This window comes from Streptomyces sp. NPDC107546, assembly GCF_055639175.1.
Map to the genome: position 1 here is coordinate 233,203 of NZ_JBVKBA010000010.1, position 16,811 is coordinate 250,013.

The following is a 16,811-nucleotide window of genomic DNA, read 5'->3' on the forward strand; positions in this document are numbered from 1 at the left end:
GGTCGGCCCATGGCTACTCCCGACTTCATCCGGACCATCCGGGCCTCCGCCGGTCATCAGCTGCTCTGGCTCCCCGGCGTCACCGCCATCGTCTTCGACGACGACGGCAGGGTGCTGCTGGGGCGCCGGGCCGACAGCGGCCGGTGGTCGGCGATCGGCGGCATCCCGGAGCCGGGGGAGCAGCCCGCGGCCTGCGCCGTGCGCGAGGTCTTCGAGGAGACGGCCGTGCGGTGCGTCGCCGAACGCGTGGTCCTCGTGCAGGCCCTGGCTCCGGTGACCTACGGCAACGGCGACACCTGCCAGTACATGGACATCACGTTCCGCTGCCGGGCCGTCGGGGGCGAGGCGCGCGTGAACGACGACGAGTCCCTGGAGGTCGGCTGGTTCCCGGTGGACTCTCTGCCGGAGCTGAACCAGTACGGCCTGCTGCGGATCAAGCAGGCCCTGTCGGATGCACCCACATGGTTTGACCCCACGAATCCGCTGTGAAGTATGGGTAGTGACCATATGGGGCGGGGCATCGGCACTGCTTAGGGTCGGCACATGACCGCGCCCCACCCCCACACCACCTCAGTCGATCTCGGCGGACGCACCGCCCTCGTCACCGGTGCCGCCGGTGGTATCGGCCGCGCCTGCGCGCTGCGGCTGGCCGCCGCCGGGGCCAAGGTGAGAGCGGTCGACCGGGACGCCGCCGGCCTCGACGCCCTCGCCGGCGTGGCCCGCGACCTCTCGGGCACCGTCGAACCACACGTCCTGGACCTCACCGATCTGGACGCCGCCGAACACGCCGCCGCCGGCACCGACATCCTCGTCAACAACGCCGGGATCCAACTGGTTCGGCCGATCGAGGACTTCCCGCCCGACGTGTTCCACACCGTCCTGACGGTGATGCTGGAAGCCCCGTTCCGGCTCATCCGCGGAGCGCTGCCCCATATGTACGGGCAGGGCTGGGGCCGTATCGTCAACATCTCGTCGGTCCACGGGCTGCGCGCCTCCGCGTACAAGGCGGCGTACGTCTCCGCCAAGCACGGGCTGGAAGGGCTCTCGAAGACCGCCGCCCTGGAGGGCGCCCCGCACGGCGTCACCTCGAACTGTGTGAATCCGGCGTACGTGCGTACCCCCCTCGTGGAGAAGCAGCTCGCCGACCAGGCGCGGGCGCACGGGATTCCCGAGGAACGCGTGCTGTCCGAGGTGCTGCTCCAGGACAGCGCCGTCAAACGGCTGATCGAACCGGAGGAGGTCGCCGAGGCGGTGGCCTATCTGTGCAGCCCGCAGGCGTCCTTCATCACCGGTACCTCGCTGGTCCTGGACGGCGGCTGGACCGCCCATTGAGCAGGGACATGCCGGAAGTTGTCCACAGGCCCGGCGGGTCCGGACCGGTCGTGGGCCATTCTGGGGGCATGTCCCGCGATCACGTACAGTCCGCGCAGCGCCCCGGCGCCGAGGCGCCCTTCCTGGAGCTCCTGGCCCGGGGCGCGTCGGCCGACGCCTATGAGCAGCCGGTGCTGCTCGCCCGCGCCGAGGGCCTGCCGCCCGAGCGCATCCGCGTGCTCGAGCAGGCCAAGCGGCTCGCGCTGCACGTGCGCGCCGAGATGGAAGGCAGACGCCGCCGCGAGGCGGAGCTGTCCGCGCTGTTCGAGACCGCCCACGACCTGGCCGGGCTGCGCGATCTCGATGCCGTCCTGCAGGCGATCGTCCAGCGCGCCCGCTCCCTGCTGAGCACCGACGTCGCCTATCTCACCCTGCACGACGAGGCCGCCGGCGACACCTATATGAGGGTCACCGAGGGGTCGGTCGCCGCCCGCTTCCAGCAGCTCAGGCTCGGCATGGGGGAGGGGCTCGGCGGGCTCGTCGCCCAGACCGCCCGCCCCTATGTGACGCCCGACTACTTCGAGGACGACCGCTTCCAGCACACCCGGACGATCGACACGGGCGTGCGTGACGAGGGGCTCGTGGCGATCCTCGGCGTGCCGCTGATGATCGGCGCACAGGTGATCGGAGTGCTGTTCGCCGCCGACCGGCGGGCCCGGGTCTTCGAGCGGGAGGAGATCGCGCTCCTCGGTTCGTTCGCGGCGCTGGCCGCTGCCGCCATCGACACCGCCAATCTCCTCACCGAGACACGTTCGGCCCTGGACCGGCTCGCCCGTGCCAACGAGATCATCCGCGACCGCAGCGCCGTCATCGAGCGCGCCTCGGACGTCCACGACCGGCTCGCCGAACTCGTCCTGCGCGGCGGCGGCGTCCACGACGTGGCGGCGGCGGTGTCCCAGGTCCTTGACGGCATGGTCGAGTTCACCGAGGCGGACGCCGCGCCCGCCGCGCCCCTGGAGGCGTCCCGTGCCGAGGGCCACGCCGTACGGCACGAGAACGACTGGCTCGCCGCCGTGACCGCCGGCGGTGAACTGCTCGGCGCGTTGGTGCTGCGCGGCCATCCGGGGCTCGACCCCGTCGACCAGCGCACCCTGGAGCGCGCGGCCATGGTCACCTCCCTGCTGCTGCTCGCCCGCCGCTCGGCCGTCGAGGCCGAACAGCGTGTCCGGGGCGAGCTGTTGGACGACCTGCTCGATGCCCGCGACCGCGATCCGCGCGTGCTGCGCGAGCGCGCCGCCCGTCTGCACGCGGACCTCGACGCCACCCACGTGGTGCTCGCGGCCCGACTGGACGGCGCCGCCGCCGACGCCGACCAGGAAGCGGCCGCACGCCGCCGCCTGTGGTCCGCTGCGTCCCACCTGGCGGCCACACGGCATGGACTCGCCGCCGCCCGCGACGGCGGTACGGTGCTGCTGCTGCCGCTCGAGGCGGGCGACACGGCGACGGACCTGGCCCGCCGCGCCGCCCGGCACCTCGGCACCGCGGTCCACGAACCGGTCACCGTCGGCGCCTCCGCCCCCGTCGAGGACCTCGCCGGCCACCCCGACGCCGTGGCAGCCGCATACGCGGAGGGACAGCGTTGCCTCGACGCCCTTCGCCTGCTGGGCCGCGCCGGAGACGGGGCCGCCGCCGAGGACTTCGGCTTCCTGGGACTCCTGCTCGCCGGGGACCGGGACATCGCCGCCTATGTCGAACGCACGATCGGTGAGGTCGTCGCCTACGACGAACGGCGCGGGACGGACCTCGTCCGCACCCTCGACGCGTATTTCGCCTGCGGGATGAGCCCGGCCCGTACCAAGGACGAACTGCACGTCCATGTGAACACGGTGGCACAGCGCCTGGAGCGGGTGGGCCGCCTCCTGGGCGACGACTGGCAGAGCCCGGCCCGCGCCCTGGAGATACAACTTGCGCTTCGGCTGCACCGGTTGTCATCCGGTCCCGGACGCTGAGCGGCTCACTTGGCATGCCGGCGGCACGACGCGCACCGGCCCCGCACGCGTGAACGTACGGGGCCGGCCGGGAAGACTCGGACTCAGACGGTACGCGCGTCCGCGGCCGGCGCCCCCGAGGGTTCGGCGTCCGCGGACTCGACCCGGGCAAGGTCGCGATCGCGTGTCTCCTTGGCGGCACCGACGGCGATCAGGGTCAGGACGGCAGCGGCGATCACGTACAGGGCGATCGGCGTGGAACTGCCGTAGTCGGACAGCAGCGCGGTCGCGATGAGGGGGGCCGGAGCGCCGGCCGCCACCGAGGCGAACTGGGCACCGATGGACGCCCCCGAGTAGCGCATGCGGGTCGCGAACATCTCGGAGAAGAAGGCCGCCTGGGGCGCGTACATCGCCCCGTGCAGCACGAGACCGACGGTCACGGCAAGGATCAGGTTCCCGAAGCCGCCGGTGTCGATGAGCGAGAAGAACGGGAACATCCACAGGCCGACCCCGGCCGCGCCCAGCAGATACACGGGTCGGCGGCCGATCCGGTCCGACAGCGCGCCCCAGGCCGGGATGACGGCGAAGTGCACGGCGGAGCCGATGAGGACGGCGTTGAGGGCCGTCTGCTTGGAGACGCCGGCCGACGTGGTGGCGTAGACGAGGATGAAGGCGGTGATCACGTAGTAGCTGATGTTCTCCGCCATGCGGGCGCCCATCGCGACCAGTATGTCCCGCCAGTGGTGACGCAGCACGGACACCAGCGGCAACTTCTCCGCACCGGCGTCAGAGGCCGCCTTACGGGCCTCGGCCTGAGCCAACGCCTGCTGGAACACGGGCGATTCATCGACGGAGAGACGAATCCACAAACCGATGATCACCAGTACCCCGGACAGGAGGAACGGAATGCGCCAGCCCCAGGAGCCGAACGCGTCGTCCGAGAGCACGGCGGTCAGCACCGACAGCACACCTGTGGCGAGCAACTGCCCGGCCGGCGCGCCGGTCTGCGGCCAGGAGGCCCAGAAGCCCCGCCGCCGCGCGTCGCCGTGCTCCGACACGAGCAGAACGGCGCCGCCCCACTCGCCGCCGAGCGCGAAGCCCTGCACCAGACGCAGCGTGGTGAGCAGCACGGGTGCGGCGGTGCCGACGGTGGCGTGGGTGGGCAGCAGCCCGATGGCGAAGGTCGCCCCGCCCATCAGCAGCAGACTCAGCACCAACAGCTTCTTGCGCCCGAGCCGGTCGCCGTAGTGCCCGAACACCAGGGCTCCGAGCGGCCGGGCGGCGAACCCGACCGCATAGGTCAGGAACGACAGGAGCGTGCCGACCAGCGGGTCGGAGCCGGGGAAGAAGAGCTTGTTGAAGACGAGCGCGGCGGCGGATCCGTAGAGGAAGAAGTCGTACCACTCGATGGTGGTGCCGATGAGGCTGGCGGCGACGATACGGGGGAGCTTCGCCTGGGGTGGGGGAGCGGTGGTTCCGGAGGCCATGTGCGCCACTTCCTCGTGTGCGGTGGGGACGTTTGTGTGTCGCCACACCGTAGAAACATGCAGGTCAGGCGCACATGTGGCGGGACAACATAGTTCAGGGATCGGCTGTGCGTGCAGCCACCATGCCGACATGGACCAGCTGGCCGGGGCGCGAGCGTTCGTAGCGTCGAATGACCTGGCCGGTGGGGCGGTCCATCCATCGCAGCCGGTTCAGGCCGTAGCGCGTCAGTACGCGATGGACTGTCGAGGTGGGTATGCCCAAAATCGGGCCTGTCCGGGCCGGTCCGAGCTTCCGTTCGCGTCGCAGCGCGCAGATTCGGCCCTCGGCATCGGCCGGGGTGCGATGCGGAGTCGTCCGGGGCCGACTTGTGCGGTCGTACAAGCCCAGATCATCCAGGCCACCGGCCGAGGCGCGGTCACCACCTGGCACTCCACCCCGGCAGACCGCCGCAATCCGGCACTGCTGACCGCCCTCCGCGAGGCCATGGTCGCCGCCATCACTCGCGCCGAACCGACGGTCCCCGCCGCGGAGACCGGCCCCGCCGCGGCGGCCCGCGCGCTGCGCGCCGCTCTCCCCGACGATGCCGATGTCCTGAGCGACGCCGAGCAGCACCTGCTGCGCGAGTGGCTCACCCGCCTTGCAGCGGACGGTGGCGTCCACGGGGAAGGGTCGTGGGCGGCCACACGGCTCCGGCCGGTTTCCCCTCGTTCATAACGCCCCGCCACCCTTGACAACGTCTAACCGCCCACTGTTGACAACGCTCGTGGTTAATACATCAAGGCCACGCGCTCGGAGAACCCGAAGCGTGCGAAGAGGCGGAAGGCGGCGGCGAGTTCCTGCTTTCGGACCTGGCGTTCCTCTTCGACGCTCAGGTCGTGCCGCGGCAGCGGCCGATGGGACCCGGCGCGGTGCGCCCCGCCGGACTCTTTCGAGTCCGGAGGCCGTCGGCGACCTGCGGGGGCGGCGGGATCAGTGCCGGGCGAACTGGACCCCGGTCGGTTGGGCGACGTTCGGCCGCAGCGCGATCCCGCCGATGGTCAGCTGTTCTCCATAGATGTCCGTGAGCCGGATCGCACCGCCGCACCCGGTGCCGTCGGCGGAGATGAAGTAGTTGAACGCGGTGCGTGGCAGTTGCCGCCAGCCGCCTCCGGCGCGGACCTCCAGCCTCGCGACAGGATTCCGGTGGCCGATCGCCTGGATGCCGCACCAGTAGGGGCTGGATCCGGTCTTGTACCTGATGGAAATCGTTTCGGACGTGCTGGGGCTCACCAGGCTCCAGGTGATCGGGAGCCGGCCGACCTTGAGGTCGGCGAGTTCGGCGAAGGCCTGTTCGCTGAGGTCGAGTTGCCCGGGTGCGCAGGGCAGTGGGCATTCGTTGGTGATCCGGACCGTGATGGAGGCGCCGTTCGCCGCGCGGACGCGCACATACGCGCCGCACGCCTTGGACCCCTCGTAGTCGGTGGTGTTCATCGCCGCGATCATGAGGTCGGGGCTCGGGCCGAACAGGCAGGCGCCGTCTCCCACCCCGGCCTTGTAGGCGGTGGCGACTCCCTGGTATGTGGTCCCTGGCCGAATCCGTCCCGCCAGCGACCCCACCGAGGACGCCGCTCTCTCGGGCCGCGCGGCTACCGAGGGCGAGGACTTTGCCGTCGCGGTGGCCGCAGCAGCCGTCGGGGACGGGGAGCCGGTCGGGGACGGGGAGCCGGTCGCTTTGGCGGCTGTCACTTGGCTGGTCGCGACGGGCGTGGCCGCGACAGGCCCTGCATCGGCCTTGCGGTCGGGAACCAATGCCAGGATCAGGTAGGCGAGAACGCCGGAGGCGGTCAGCGCCACCGCGGCGCCCAGCATGATCCTTCGTCTGTGCCCGCGCTGCCGCGCGGCCTGCCTTGCTGTCTTCATGCCCGTCCGTTCAGGAGATCGAGTCGGTGGTGCACTGCTCAGTGACCGCAGGAAGCGAAAAGGTTGCCGACGTTTTCTCACCAGGGGAGTGACGCGGGTTTCGTGGGAGGCGGACAGGGGGCGATGAGCCGGCCCTGAACCGCGAGGCAGGGCAGGGGCCTCGGCCGCGAACCCCTCGGGCATCCCCGCTCCCCTCCCGGATGCCCTCGACCGTGCAAGGAGCCGCCTCATGTCCTCCTCTCTCAGCAGACGCTCCCTCATCAAGGCCGCCGCGCTCGCCGGGGGTACCGTGGCCTTCGGGCTGCCGCAGGCCCTGTGGCCCACCGCCGCCGAGGCGTACTCGGTCTCTTCGAAGCTGGACTGGTGGTACCAGGCCCGAGGTCAGCGGCGGCAACATCAACGTCTCCATACCGACCACCGCCCCCAACGCCAACGACTCGGTCGTGGTCGTCGAGGTCACCGGCGTGCCGGCCGTCCTCGCCGACGGCGTTTACGAACTGATCTGCGCGCGCAGCGGCAAGGCCCTGGACAACGCGAACACCTCCAACGTCGGCGGCCAGGCCATCCAGTGGACCCTCGACGGCGGACCCCCGCAGCAGTGGCGGGTCACCGCCCTGGAAGGAGGCCGCTACAAGATGGTCTGCCTCCGCAGCGGAATGGCCCTCGACAACAACAACGGCGCCAACGCCGGCACCGGCATCGTCCAGCAGCCCGACAACGGCAGCAACGAGCAGCAGTGGGCCATCACCGCGCTGGGCAACGGCTACTACCAGCTCCTCAACCGGGCGAGCGGAATGGCCCTCGACAACGGAAACTCGACGACCGACAACCAGCCGGTGATCCAGTGGACCGCCAACGGCGGCCCGCCCCAGCAGTGGAGCATGGTCAAGATCGGCTGACCGCCGCACCGCTTGCCGCCCCCGGGTGTCACCGGGGGCGGCAGGCGGCGTGGGTCGCCCGCTCAGAGGGCCACGAGCTGCCAGTCCTGGTTGGCGCCGTTGGTCGCGGGCCACTGGATGATCGAGGCGTTGTCGGCGGTGGAGGCGTCCTTGACGTCGGCGCACCATCCGTTGCGGACGTTGACGAGCCGGTAGTAGCCGCTGGTCTGCGAGGGGACCAGCTTCCACCACTGGTTGTCGCTGCTGCTGTCGGTCGCCTGGTCCAGGGAGGCGCCCTGGGCGGAACCACCCGGACTCTCCAGGAGCTTGCCGCTCTTGACGCAGGCCAGCCGGTAGGAGCCGTCGGTGTTCGGCAGCAGCTTCCACTGCTGGTTGAGGCCGCTGTTCGAAGGCCACTGGATGATGGAGGCGCCGTCGGCGGTGAAGCCGTCGGCGACGTCCATCACCTTGCCGCTGTTGCGATTGACGAGCGTGAAGGTGCCCAGGTCCGCGGTGAAGGGCCGGTCGTAGACCTCCAGGTTGCGGATGGACGCCCACACGCCGGAGGGCAGCCCGGTGACCGTGACCCGCACATACCGCACCTGCGCCCGGAAGAGGGCGACCTGCACCTGGCTGGTGCTCGTCGTGGCCGTGTTGTCGACGAGGGTGGTCCAGGTGGTGTTGTCCGTCGAACCCTCGATTCTGTACCGGTAGTTGGTCTTGTCCATCTCCCAGGCGATACGGGTGCCGGTGAGGGAGCGGGTCGAGCCGAGGTCGACCTTCAGCCAGTGACCGGTGCTGCCGTTCGCCGCGCACCAGCGGGTGGAGGTGGACCCGTCGACGGCCTTGGCGGCGGTGTTGCCCTTGGACGACTCCTCGCTGTCGGCCGTCGCAGTCCTGCCGGCGGCGATGTCGGCCGGCTGCACGGACCGGTCCAGGGTGACGCCGACGACGCTGTCCTGCGGGTGGGTGGTGCGGTCGATGCCGCTGATGGCGACCCGGCCGTCGCCGCCGACCGTGTACGACAGGTTGCTGCCGGACCGCACGTCGAAGACGCGGGTGACCTGGGCATCCCCGATCGACGGGGTGGTGAAGCCGGTGCCGCTGTATCCGGGCAGGAGATGGATGTAGAAGGTGTTGTCCTTGTACGTGTAGCCGTACTGGCCGTCCACGGGGTCCCACGGGCCGCCGCGCGTGGAGTAGACCGACTGACCGCACGCCGTCATGAAGGCGCCGATTTGGCGCAGCAGGCTCGCCTGGCCCGAGGACACGGTGCCGTGCCGGTCCGGGCCGACGTTGACCATCGCGGTCATGTTCCGCACCCAGCAGTTGACCAGGATGTTCATCGCCGTGCCGTAACTCATCACTTTGCCGTCGGAGTTGTAGCCCCAACTGCTGCCGACCGTGAAGACCTTCTCGACGAGCTTGCCGGTGCGGATGGCCCCGGACGGCACGGAGGGGCCCTCGTCGCTGGCATAGTCACCCATCCAGCCGGAGCGTGACGTGGCGACGATGTCGGGCTGGTGCTTGCGCACCATGCCCATCAGCCCGAGCGGCTTGCCACTGGTGTCCGTCTCGCCGTAGGCGGCGTCCACCGGCCACTGGTTGGCCGGGTCCCGGTACTGGCCGGGCTCCCAGAAGAACGCGCCGTCGGCGTCGCTGCCCTGCTCCGCGATCCAGCCGCCGTCCCACCACAGGTCGTCGATGGCGCCGTACTGGGTGACCAGCTCCTTGACGGACTCGTACACCTCGGTCTTCATGATCCGCGCGTTCTCCTTGTGCGCGGGGTCGGTGGTGTAGTTCCAGGGGTTGGGTGCGCAGTTGGTGCCGTACACGTCGTAGTAGCCGGGGTAGCGCCAGTCGATCGGTGAGTAGTACAGGCCCACCTTCAGCCCGGCCGTCCGCACCGCCGCGACGTAGTCCTTCACGAAGTCACGGTTCAGAGGCGCCTGTCCGGAGTTCCAGCTGCCCGGGTGGTTCAGCGGCCACAGGGCGAACCCGTCGTGGTGACGCGTGGTCAGCGTCACGTACTTCGCCCCGAAGTCCTTGGCCAACTGCGCCCAGGCCGCCGGGTCGTAGGCGTCCGCGGTGAACTGCTCACTCGTGGCGTCGGTGACGTACTTCTGGTAGTCGGAAGGCGTGATGGGGGCGTTGTGCATCCACCACTCGCCCTTGGCCGGGCCCGAGTACACGCCCCAGTGGATGAACATCCCCAGCTTGGCGTCCTGCAGCCACTGGACCTTGGAATCCGGCTGCTGCTCGATGCCCATGTCGGTCTGGGGGATCCGCAGAGGAGGGAGCGGCAGCGGGGAGGCCGTCGCGGCGTACGCGGGTGTCGCCACAGCGACGGATCCGACCGCGGCGGCCGCCGTCATGGCCGCCATGCCGACGAGAACCGATCTACGTGAGAAGGATTCGGGCAACGTGGTTCCTCCTGTTGGTTTGTCGGCAACCCGCCCGGAGCTGGCGGCGTTGAGCGGGACGTCTCGGGCGCCTCCACCGCGGACGGCGCCGACGTGAACCAGTACCGCTGCAACGGTGGTACCAACCAGCAGTGGCTGCTACAGGACCAGGGCAACGGCTACTACCACCTCGTCGCCCGACACAGCGGCAGATGCCTGGACGTTGAAGGACGGGTCCACCGCCGACGGCGCCCGCCTCATCCAGTGGCCCTGCGGCACCGGCGGCAACCAGCAGTTCCAGAAGCGTGGCGCCTGACGGGCCGGGGCTTTGTCCCGTGCTCCGCCTCGGCGATGCGCGAAAACCGTTCAGACGACAGGCACCTCGGGGCCGGCCGGCCCCGAAGTGCCTGTCCGGCGTGGACCGCACCACGCGGGCCGTCGCGCAGACCACAAAGATCACCTCTTCGGGCTGGGCAACTTCATCGAACCGGTTCGAGAAACTAGCACCGGGAACCCCGACCAGCAATCCCTCCCACGCAGGGCTCTCCTGGTTTCTTTCGGGGTCACGCAAGTGCTGCCAGGGGTGTTGACAGGCGTTCCGGCAGTTCCTACCTTCGCTTCACGCGAACCGGTTCGACGGCCGGTCCTCGCCCCGTACCTCATTCCATCCCCTGACGACCGGCAGCCGTTCACTCTTGCGGAGTGTCGAACCGGTTCGAGCAAGGAGTCACCGTGAACATCGGTGAGATCGCCCGGCGGGCCGGTGTCTCGCGGAGCACCGTGTCCTACGCGCTGAGCGGGAAGCGCCCCGTGTCGGACGACACCCGCCGCAAGGTCCAGCAGGTCATCGACGAGCTGGGGTACCGGCCCAATGCCAGCGCGCGTGCCCTGGCCAATGGCCGGACCAGCACGATCGGCCTGGTCTTCCCCCCGGCCGGGAACCACTACACGGGGATGCAGCTGGATTTCATCGGCAGTGTCGTGGAGGCAGCCGCGGCATACGACTACGACGTGCTGCTGTCACCCAGCGGCATGGACAGCGACCGGTCCTTTCAGCGGTTGCTGGGGGAGCGGCGGGTCGACGGCGCGATCCTGATGGAGATCAGGCTGGAGGACGACCGGGTCGATCACCTGGCCGCACTGGACTTCCCTTCTGTCGCCATCGGCCGTACCGCCCATCCGGAGGGCGGCTGGTGGGTCGGCCTGGACCACACCGCGCTGGCGGCGGCGTGCGTCCACCACCTGGCGGATCTCGGCCACAGCAGGGTCGCCTTCGTCAACCGGCCCGAGCAGCTGCTGCAAGCCGGGTACGAGTCCGCGCACCGCGGCCTGGAGGGCTTCACCAAGGCCGCGGCCGAGCGCGGGCTGACCGTGAAGACGTACTGCTGCGGGGACGATGCCGCATCCGGTCAGGCATGCCTGGAACAGATCCTGTACGACGATCCGGCCACCACGGCCCTGGTCACGCTGAACGAGGCCGCCCTGGGCGGCCTCTACCGGGGGCTCGCCCAGGCCGGCCGCCATGTGCCGCGCGACTTCTCCGTCACCGGGGTGGTGGCCGGCCGATGGGCGGAGACGGTGACCCCGCAGCTCACCGCGGCCGACGTACCCGCGGCCGACATGGGCCGACTCGCCGTCGAGCTGCTGGTGGAGCGACTCGACCACCCCGACGCGCCGCCCCGGCACCACCTCCTCACGCCGCCCATCTCCCTGCGGGCCAGCACCGGGCCCGCAGGAGCCACGCCCACCGCGGACACCGGGCCCGGCAGGACACCCTGACCGCATCCCACGGGTGACCCCCGCGCACCTTCCTCACCGCCGATCGCTCGAACCGCTCATGGATGCCGTTCGGCGCGCCCCAGCGACCCCGTGCTCGACCCCAGCAACCCCGGCCCTCGGCACCTGCATGTCAAAAACAAAGGAACCCACGATGAACAGCTCCTCCAGACGGCGCCGTCTGACCGCCGCAGCCCTGACCGCGCTGGCCGTGACCGCCGGCGTCACGGCCTGCTCCTCGGGGTCGGGCAGCACCGATGCCAAGGGTGCCGGCAGCGGCACGTACACCGTCTGGGACCCGTACCCGCAGTTCGACAAGAGCTCGCAGTGGGCGAAGCTGCTGGACGTCTGCGGCAAGAACGCCGGGGTGAAGATCAAGCGGACGGCGTTCGACACCAGCGACCTGACGAACAAGGCGCTGCTGGCGGCGCAGCAGGGCAGCTCCCCGGACGTGCTCATCGTGGACAACCCCGTGGTGTCGACCCTTGCGGAGGCCGGGGTGCTCACCACGACCGCCGACAACAAGGTCGACACCTCGAAGGTGGACCCCAACCTGCTCGCGGCCGGTCAGGCGGGCGGGAAGACGTACGGAACGCCGATCGGCGCCAACACCCTCGCCCTCTACTACAACAAGAAGGTGCTCACGGCCGCCGGCGTCGACGTCTCCTCGGTCAAGGACTGGAAGTCGCTGACGGCGGCGCTCGCCAAGGTCGAGCAGGCGGGGAAGAAGGGCATCACCTTCTCGGCGATCGGCACGGAGGAGGGCAGTTTCCAGTTCCTGCCGTGGTTGTGGGGCTCGGGTGCGAAGCTGACCCAGCTCGACTCGCCCGAGGGCGTTTCGGCGCTGTCGCTGTGGACGGACTGGCTGAAGAAGGGCTACGCCCCCAACTCGGTCATCAACAACACCCAGACCACCAGCTGGCAGGAGTTCGCGAGCGGCGACTACGCCTTCGCCGAGAACGGCACCTGGCAGCTCGTGAACGCGCAGAAGGCCGGCTTCGACTTCGGCGTCCTGCCCATTCCCGGCGCCACGGGAGGCACCGCCGCGGCTCCGACCGGTGGCGAGTTCGTCACCGTCCCGGTGCAGAGCGACACCGGACGCTACGCCACCTCGCAGAAGCTGGTGTCCTGCCTGACCAGCGACGACAACCTCTACTACACCGACACCACACTGTCGTACGTGGCACCCACCGGCGCCGTCCAGGCCAAGCAGGTGGGCGCCAACGCCGCGCTGAAGCCCTGGGTCGACGCGGTCAAGTCGGCCAAGGGACGCACCAGCGACGACCTGGGCACCAAATACCCCAAGATTTCCGAGCAGATGTGGAAGGCCGTCCAGTCCGCCCTCAGCGGGTCCAAGTCGCCCAGGGACGCGCTGGCCGCGGCCCAGTCCGCCGCCAAGTAGCCAGGATCGCCCGGACCGCAGATGAATCACACGACACAGCTGCCGGACCACCGGTCCGTGCGCGTCCGGAACGGGGGGGCCACCGCCGCCCCGGCCCCCGCCCGCACCGGGAAACGGCGCCGGCCCACCTCCCCGCAGTGGGCGGCCTGGGGATTCCTCGCCCCGGTCGCCCTCTACCTCGCCCTGTTCTACGCCTATCCGCTGTACCGCAACATCGACCTGAGCCTGCGCAACTACACCGTTCGCTCCTTCGTGCAAGGTGACGCGCCCTTCACAGGGCTGAGGAACTACCGGACCGTCTTCGACGACCCGACCTTCGCCCCCGCCCTGCTGCACACCGTGGTCTTCACCGCCGTGTGCCTGGTCTTCCAGTACGCCATCGGCCTGGCCCTCGCGGTCTTCTTCAACCAGCACTTCCGGCTGTCGGCGACCCTGCGAGCCCTGTTCCTGGTGCCCTGGCTGCTGCCGCTGATCGTGTCGGCGTCCACCTGGTCGTGGATGCTCAACAGCGACTCCGGAATCGTCAACGCCGCCCTGCACGTCATCGGTATCGGGCCGGCGAACTGGCTGACCTCGCCGTCGTGGTCGCTGACCTCGGTGATCATCGCGAACATCTGGATCGGCGTCCCCTTCAACCTGGTCGTGCTCCACAGCGGCCTGCAGTCCATCCCCGCGAGCCTGTACGAGGCGGCGGCGATCGACGGGGCGAACGCCTGGCAGCGCTTCTGGCGCATCACCTTCCCGCTGCTGCGCCCGGTGTCCGCGATCACGCTGCTGCTGGGCCTGGTCTACACGCTCAAGGTCTTCGACATCATCTGGATCATGACAAAGGGCGGCCCCGCGGACTCGTCCACCACCTTCGCCACGTGGTCCTACCGGCTCGGCTTCGGCAATCTCCTGCCCGCCTTCGGTCCGGGCGCGGCCGTCGGGAACCTGCTCGTCGTCGCCGCCCTCGCCTTCGGCCTGGTCTACGTCCGAGTCCAGCGAAAGCAGGCGCTGTCATGAACCGAAGCCCCAGCCGTACGTGGATCAAGACGGCCGTCGGTCTGTCGCTGACCGCGATCATGCTCTTCCCGGTCTACTGGATGCTCAACGTCTCCCTGACCCGCGATCAGGACATGCGCAAGAGCCCGCCGGACCTGCTCCCCGTCCACGGCACGCTGGCCGGCTACCGCACCGTCCTCCACGAGCAGTTGCCCTACCTGGGCACCAGCCTCGTCATCGGCTTGGGCACCGTCGTCCTGACCGTCGTGCTGTCCGCACCAGCCGGGTACGCGCTGGCCAAGCTGCGTCCGCGCGGCGGCGGCGTCCTGGGCTTCGTCCTGCTGGCCGCGCAGATGGTCCCCGGCATCATCATGGCGATGGGCTTCTACGCCATCTACCTCCAGCTCGGCCTGCTCCAGACGGTCCCCGGCCTGATCGTCGCCGACTCCACCCTGGCGGTTCCCTTCGCGGTCCTCATCTTCACCGCGTTCATGTCCGGCATCCCCGGTGAACTGCTCCAGGCTGCGAAGACCGACGGCGCCGGGCCGATGCGCACCTTCTGGTCGATCGTCCTGCCGGTGAGCCGCAACGCCGTCGTCACGGTGTCGCTGTTCGCCTTCCTGTGGTCCTGGTCGGACTTCGTCTTCGCCAGCACGCTGGTCAACGGCGGCGCCCACGAGCCGATCACCCTCGGCATCTACCACTACATCGGCAACAACAACCAGGAGTGGAACGCCATCATGGCCACCGCCGTCGTGGCCTCGCTGCCGGCCACGGTCATCCTCGTCCTCGCCCAGCGCTACGTCGCCGCCGGCGTGACCGCCGGTGCCGTCAAGGACTGAGTCCCCTCGCCCCCGCCACGACGGCCGACCCGCTCGCGGGTCAGCCGGCCGTCCCCCCAGCTCCAGAAACGAGTCACGCCACATGACCGCCGCCCGACCCGGCCCGGCCTTCTCCGTCCACGACATCCCGTTCAGCACGTACGGATCCTGGTTCGGCATATCGCCCGTCGTGGCCGAGAAGACGTACGCCGAGGACCTCCACCTCGTCTCGCACCAGAACGGCATGCACGGCGTCCTGCGCCTGGTCCCCCGGGACCCGGCGACAGGCGACCGGGCCGAGACCCGCGTCGAGGCGACACCCGGCCTGCTCAGCTGGATCGGCGAGGGCGGGCGCGTCGACCTCGCCTTCGCGTCGCCGGACACCGTACGCCTGCGGGGGAGCGGTCTCGGCATCAGCGTCTTCGCCGCAGCGCAGGCGCTCACACCGTTCAGCGGAACGTACTTCTTCCGGGACGCGGCAGCGGACGCGTACGTGTTCACGTCGTACGAGACCGGTCGCCGCTACCGCGTCACCGTGCTGTCCGGCACCGTCGCCGACACGGCCGGGGCCCAGGCACTGGGCGCCGCCGACCGCGGTCTCGTCGTGACCGCGGAGGCGGACGGCGTCTGGGAGATCGCGATCGAGGAACTCGACACCTCCCGCCCTCCCTATGCGTCCTCGGCGACCTTCGACGACATCATCGAGTCCGCGCACAACGCGTTCGCGGACTTCGTCGACGCGGTGGCTCCCTGGCGCTCGACCGCCACCCCGGCCGCCGAACTCGCCGCCTACGTCCTCTGGTCGGCGACCGTACGCCCGACCGGCCTGGTCACCCGGCCCGCCGTGCTGATGTCCAAGCACTGGATGGACAAGGTCTGGAGCTGGGACCACTGCTTCAACGCCCTGGCCCTGGCGCCCGGATGCCCCGAACTGGCCCTGGACCAGTTCGCCCTGCCCTTCGACCACCAGGACGTCAGCGGTGCCCTGCCCGACTCGGTCACCCACTCGGAGGTCCTCTACAACTTCGTCAAACCGCCCATCCACGGCTGGGCCTTCGGCCTGCTGCGCCGCCGGCTTCCGACGCCACCCGGTCACACGGAACTGGCCGAGGCGTACGACCGGCTGGAACGTTGGACCACCTTCTGGCTCACCGCACGACGGGCCCCCGGAGCCGAACTGGCCCACTACCAGCACGGCAACGACAGCGGCTGGGACAATGCCACCACCTTCGACCCCGAGCGGGTGGTCGTCACCGCCGACCTGGCCGCGTTCCTTGTCCTCCAGCTGCATGAGCTCGCTGCTCTGGCACAGGAGTTGGGAAGACCAGACGAGGTCCGACGGTGGACGCGAGCGGCAGAGGAGACCCAGGCGGCGCTGCTCGACCAGCTCTGGGTCAAGAACAGGTTCGTCGCCCGAGGAGTCGACACCGGGGACACCTGGACCAGCTCCAGTCTCCTCGACCTGATGCCCATCGCGCTGGGCGAGCACCTGCCCGACGACGTCAGCGCCGCGCTGGCCGACCACGTCAAGGCCCACCTGACGCCGTACGGCCTCGCCACCGAACTGACCACCTCGCCGCACTACCTCGCCGACGGCTACTGGCGCGGCCCCATCTGGGCCCCCGCCACCGTCCTCGTCGAGGACGGCCTGCGCCGCGCCGGCCACCACCGACTGGCGGACGACATCAGCGCCCGCTTCCGCGCCCTGTGCGAGACCCACGGCTTCGCCGAGAACTTCGACGCCCTCACCGGAACGGGCCTGCGCGACCGCGCCTACACCTGGACCGCGAGCAGCTACCTCCTCCTCGCCGAGGCACACGCACACCGGGACAGTCGCTGACCGGCCGCCTCCCCCAAGCCCC

Annotated in this window: 12 protein-coding genes and 4 pseudogenes; 12 read left to right on the forward strand and 4 right to left on the reverse strand. The window is 70.0% G+C overall.

All coding sequences use genetic code 11. The annotated features are described in order from the left end of the window. The first annotated feature begins 9 nt into the window (after positions 1-9). The 3 genes from ACZ7L1_RS17680 (at position 10) to ACZ7L1_RS17690 (ending at position 3,320) form a co-directional block, all read left to right on the forward strand. Positions 10-489 (forward strand): NUDIX hydrolase, encoded by a 480-nt coding sequence (locus ACZ7L1_RS17680; RefSeq protein WP_471438111.1) that lies wholly within the window; start codon positions 10-12, stop codon positions 487-489. A gap of 54 nt (positions 490-543) precedes the next feature. After that, a complete protein-coding gene (locus ACZ7L1_RS17685) occupies positions 544-1,332 on the forward strand; it encodes a 3-hydroxybutyrate dehydrogenase (protein ID WP_471438113.1) in 789 nt (262 codons plus the stop codon). 68 nt (positions 1,333-1,400) lie between these two features. Continuing rightward, entirely contained in the window at positions 1,401-3,320 is a 1,920-nt protein-coding gene (locus ACZ7L1_RS17690) for a helix-turn-helix domain-containing protein (protein ID WP_471438115.1), read from the forward strand. An 83-nt stretch (positions 3,321-3,403) separates the two neighbouring features. On the opposite strand, the gene ACZ7L1_RS17695 is transcribed toward ACZ7L1_RS17690, so the two are convergent. Further along, on the reverse strand, positions 3,404-4,786 hold the full coding sequence (locus tag ACZ7L1_RS17695; protein ID WP_471438117.1) for an MFS transporter: 1,383 nt from the start codon (positions 4,784-4,786) through the stop codon (positions 3,404-3,406). A 127-nt stretch (positions 4,787-4,913) separates the two neighbouring features. Next, positions 4,914-5,177 (reverse strand): annotated as a pseudogene (locus tag ACZ7L1_RS17700) (IS481 family transposase); the annotation flags it as partial. Here ACZ7L1_RS17700 and ACZ7L1_RS17705 point away from each other — a divergent pair. Beyond that, positions 5,169-5,501, forward strand: a pseudogene (locus ACZ7L1_RS17705) (hypothetical protein); the annotation flags it as partial. The pseudogenes ACZ7L1_RS17700 and ACZ7L1_RS17705 sit on opposite strands and share 9 nt — an antisense overlap. Before the next feature lie 255 nt (positions 5,502-5,756). Here the strand turns inward: ACZ7L1_RS17705 and ACZ7L1_RS17710 are convergent. Next, positions 5,757-6,686: an expansin EXLX1 family cellulose-binding protein gene (locus tag ACZ7L1_RS17710; RefSeq protein WP_471438119.1), complete on the reverse strand. Its 930-nt coding sequence runs from the start codon at positions 6,684-6,686 to the stop codon at positions 5,757-5,759. A gap of 229 nt (positions 6,687-6,915) precedes the next feature. Here ACZ7L1_RS17710 and ACZ7L1_RS17715 point away from each other — a divergent pair. Next, positions 6,916-7,065, forward strand: a pseudogene (locus ACZ7L1_RS17715) (twin-arginine translocation signal domain-containing protein); the annotation flags it as partial. A gap of 64 nt (positions 7,066-7,129) precedes the next feature. Then, the gene (locus tag ACZ7L1_RS17720) at positions 7,130-7,585 is read left to right on the forward strand and encodes an RICIN domain-containing protein (RefSeq protein ID WP_471438121.1); all 456 of its coding nucleotides are present in this window, start codon (positions 7,130-7,132) and stop codon (positions 7,583-7,585) included. Positions 7,586-7,647: 62 nt separating this feature from the next. On the opposite strand, the gene ACZ7L1_RS17725 is transcribed toward ACZ7L1_RS17720, so the two are convergent. Further along, positions 7,648-9,948: an alpha-L-fucosidase gene (locus tag ACZ7L1_RS17725; protein ID WP_471438123.1), complete on the reverse strand. Its 2,301-nt coding sequence runs from the start codon at positions 9,946-9,948 to the stop codon at positions 7,648-7,650. Positions 9,949-10,080: 132 nt separating this feature from the next. Here ACZ7L1_RS17725 and ACZ7L1_RS17730 point away from each other — a divergent pair. From ACZ7L1_RS17730 to ACZ7L1_RS17755, 6 genes and pseudogenes are all read left to right on the forward strand, one after another. Then, a pseudogene (locus ACZ7L1_RS17730) lies at positions 10,081-10,146 on the forward strand (hypothetical protein); the annotation flags it as partial. Positions 10,147-10,698: 552 nt separating this feature from the next. Further along, positions 10,699-11,745, forward strand: a complete 1,047-nt coding sequence (locus ACZ7L1_RS17735) for a LacI family DNA-binding transcriptional regulator (RefSeq protein WP_471438124.1) — start codon at positions 10,699-10,701, stop codon at positions 11,743-11,745. A 151-nt stretch (positions 11,746-11,896) separates the two neighbouring features. After that, positions 11,897-13,144, forward strand: coding sequence for a sugar ABC transporter substrate-binding protein (locus ACZ7L1_RS17740; protein ID WP_471438126.1), 1,248 nt, complete (start codon positions 11,897-11,899; stop codon positions 13,142-13,144). A 21-nt stretch (positions 13,145-13,165) separates the two neighbouring features. After that, positions 13,166-14,149 carry a carbohydrate ABC transporter permease gene (locus tag ACZ7L1_RS17745; RefSeq protein WP_471438128.1) on the forward strand — a complete coding sequence of 328 codons (984 nt, stop codon included), beginning with the start codon at positions 13,166-13,168 and terminating at the stop codon, positions 14,147-14,149. Further along, complete coding sequence (locus ACZ7L1_RS17750; RefSeq protein ID WP_471438129.1) at positions 14,146-14,970, forward strand: carbohydrate ABC transporter permease; 825 nt, start codon at positions 14,146-14,148, stop codon at positions 14,968-14,970. Before ACZ7L1_RS17745 ends, ACZ7L1_RS17750 begins: the two co-directional genes overlap by 4 nt. Positions 14,971-15,052: 82 nt before the next feature. Further along, a complete protein-coding gene (locus ACZ7L1_RS17755) occupies positions 15,053-16,789 on the forward strand; it encodes an amylo-alpha-1,6-glucosidase (RefSeq protein ID WP_471438131.1) in 1,737 nt (578 codons plus the stop codon). Positions 16,790-16,811 lie beyond the last annotated feature (22 nt).

What these genes read in the sequence shown, in the direction of transcription:
- ACZ7L1_RS17680 (WP_471438111.1), top strand. Translation starts at nt 10, where the DNA reads ATGGCTACTCCCGACTTCATCCGGACCATCCGGGCCTCCGCCGGTCAT.
- ACZ7L1_RS17685 (WP_471438113.1), top strand. Translation starts at nt 544, where the DNA reads ATGACCGCGCCCCACCCCCACACCACCTCAGTCGATCTCGGCGGACGC.
- ACZ7L1_RS17690 (WP_471438115.1), top strand. Translation starts at nt 1,401, where the DNA reads ATGTCCCGCGATCACGTACAGTCCGCGCAGCGCCCCGGCGCCGAGGCG.
- ACZ7L1_RS17695 (WP_471438117.1), bottom strand. Translation starts at nt 4,786, where the DNA reads ATGGCCTCCGGAACCACCGCTCCCCCACCCCAGGCGAAGCTCCCCCGT.
- ACZ7L1_RS17710 (WP_471438119.1), bottom strand. Translation starts at nt 6,686, where the DNA reads ATGAAGACAGCAAGGCAGGCCGCGCGGCAGCGCGGGCACAGACGAAGG.
- ACZ7L1_RS17725 (WP_471438123.1), bottom strand. Translation starts at nt 9,948, where the DNA reads ATGGCGGCCATGACGGCGGCCGCCGCGGTCGGATCCGTCGCTGTGGCG.
- ACZ7L1_RS17740 (WP_471438126.1), top strand. Translation starts at nt 11,897, where the DNA reads ATGAACAGCTCCTCCAGACGGCGCCGTCTGACCGCCGCAGCCCTGACC.
- ACZ7L1_RS17745 (WP_471438128.1), top strand. Translation starts at nt 13,166, where the DNA reads ATGAATCACACGACACAGCTGCCGGACCACCGGTCCGTGCGCGTCCGG.
- ACZ7L1_RS17750 (WP_471438129.1), top strand. Translation starts at nt 14,146, where the DNA reads ATGAACCGAAGCCCCAGCCGTACGTGGATCAAGACGGCCGTCGGTCTG.
- ACZ7L1_RS17755 (WP_471438131.1), top strand. Translation starts at nt 15,053, where the DNA reads ATGACCGCCGCCCGACCCGGCCCGGCCTTCTCCGTCCACGACATCCCG.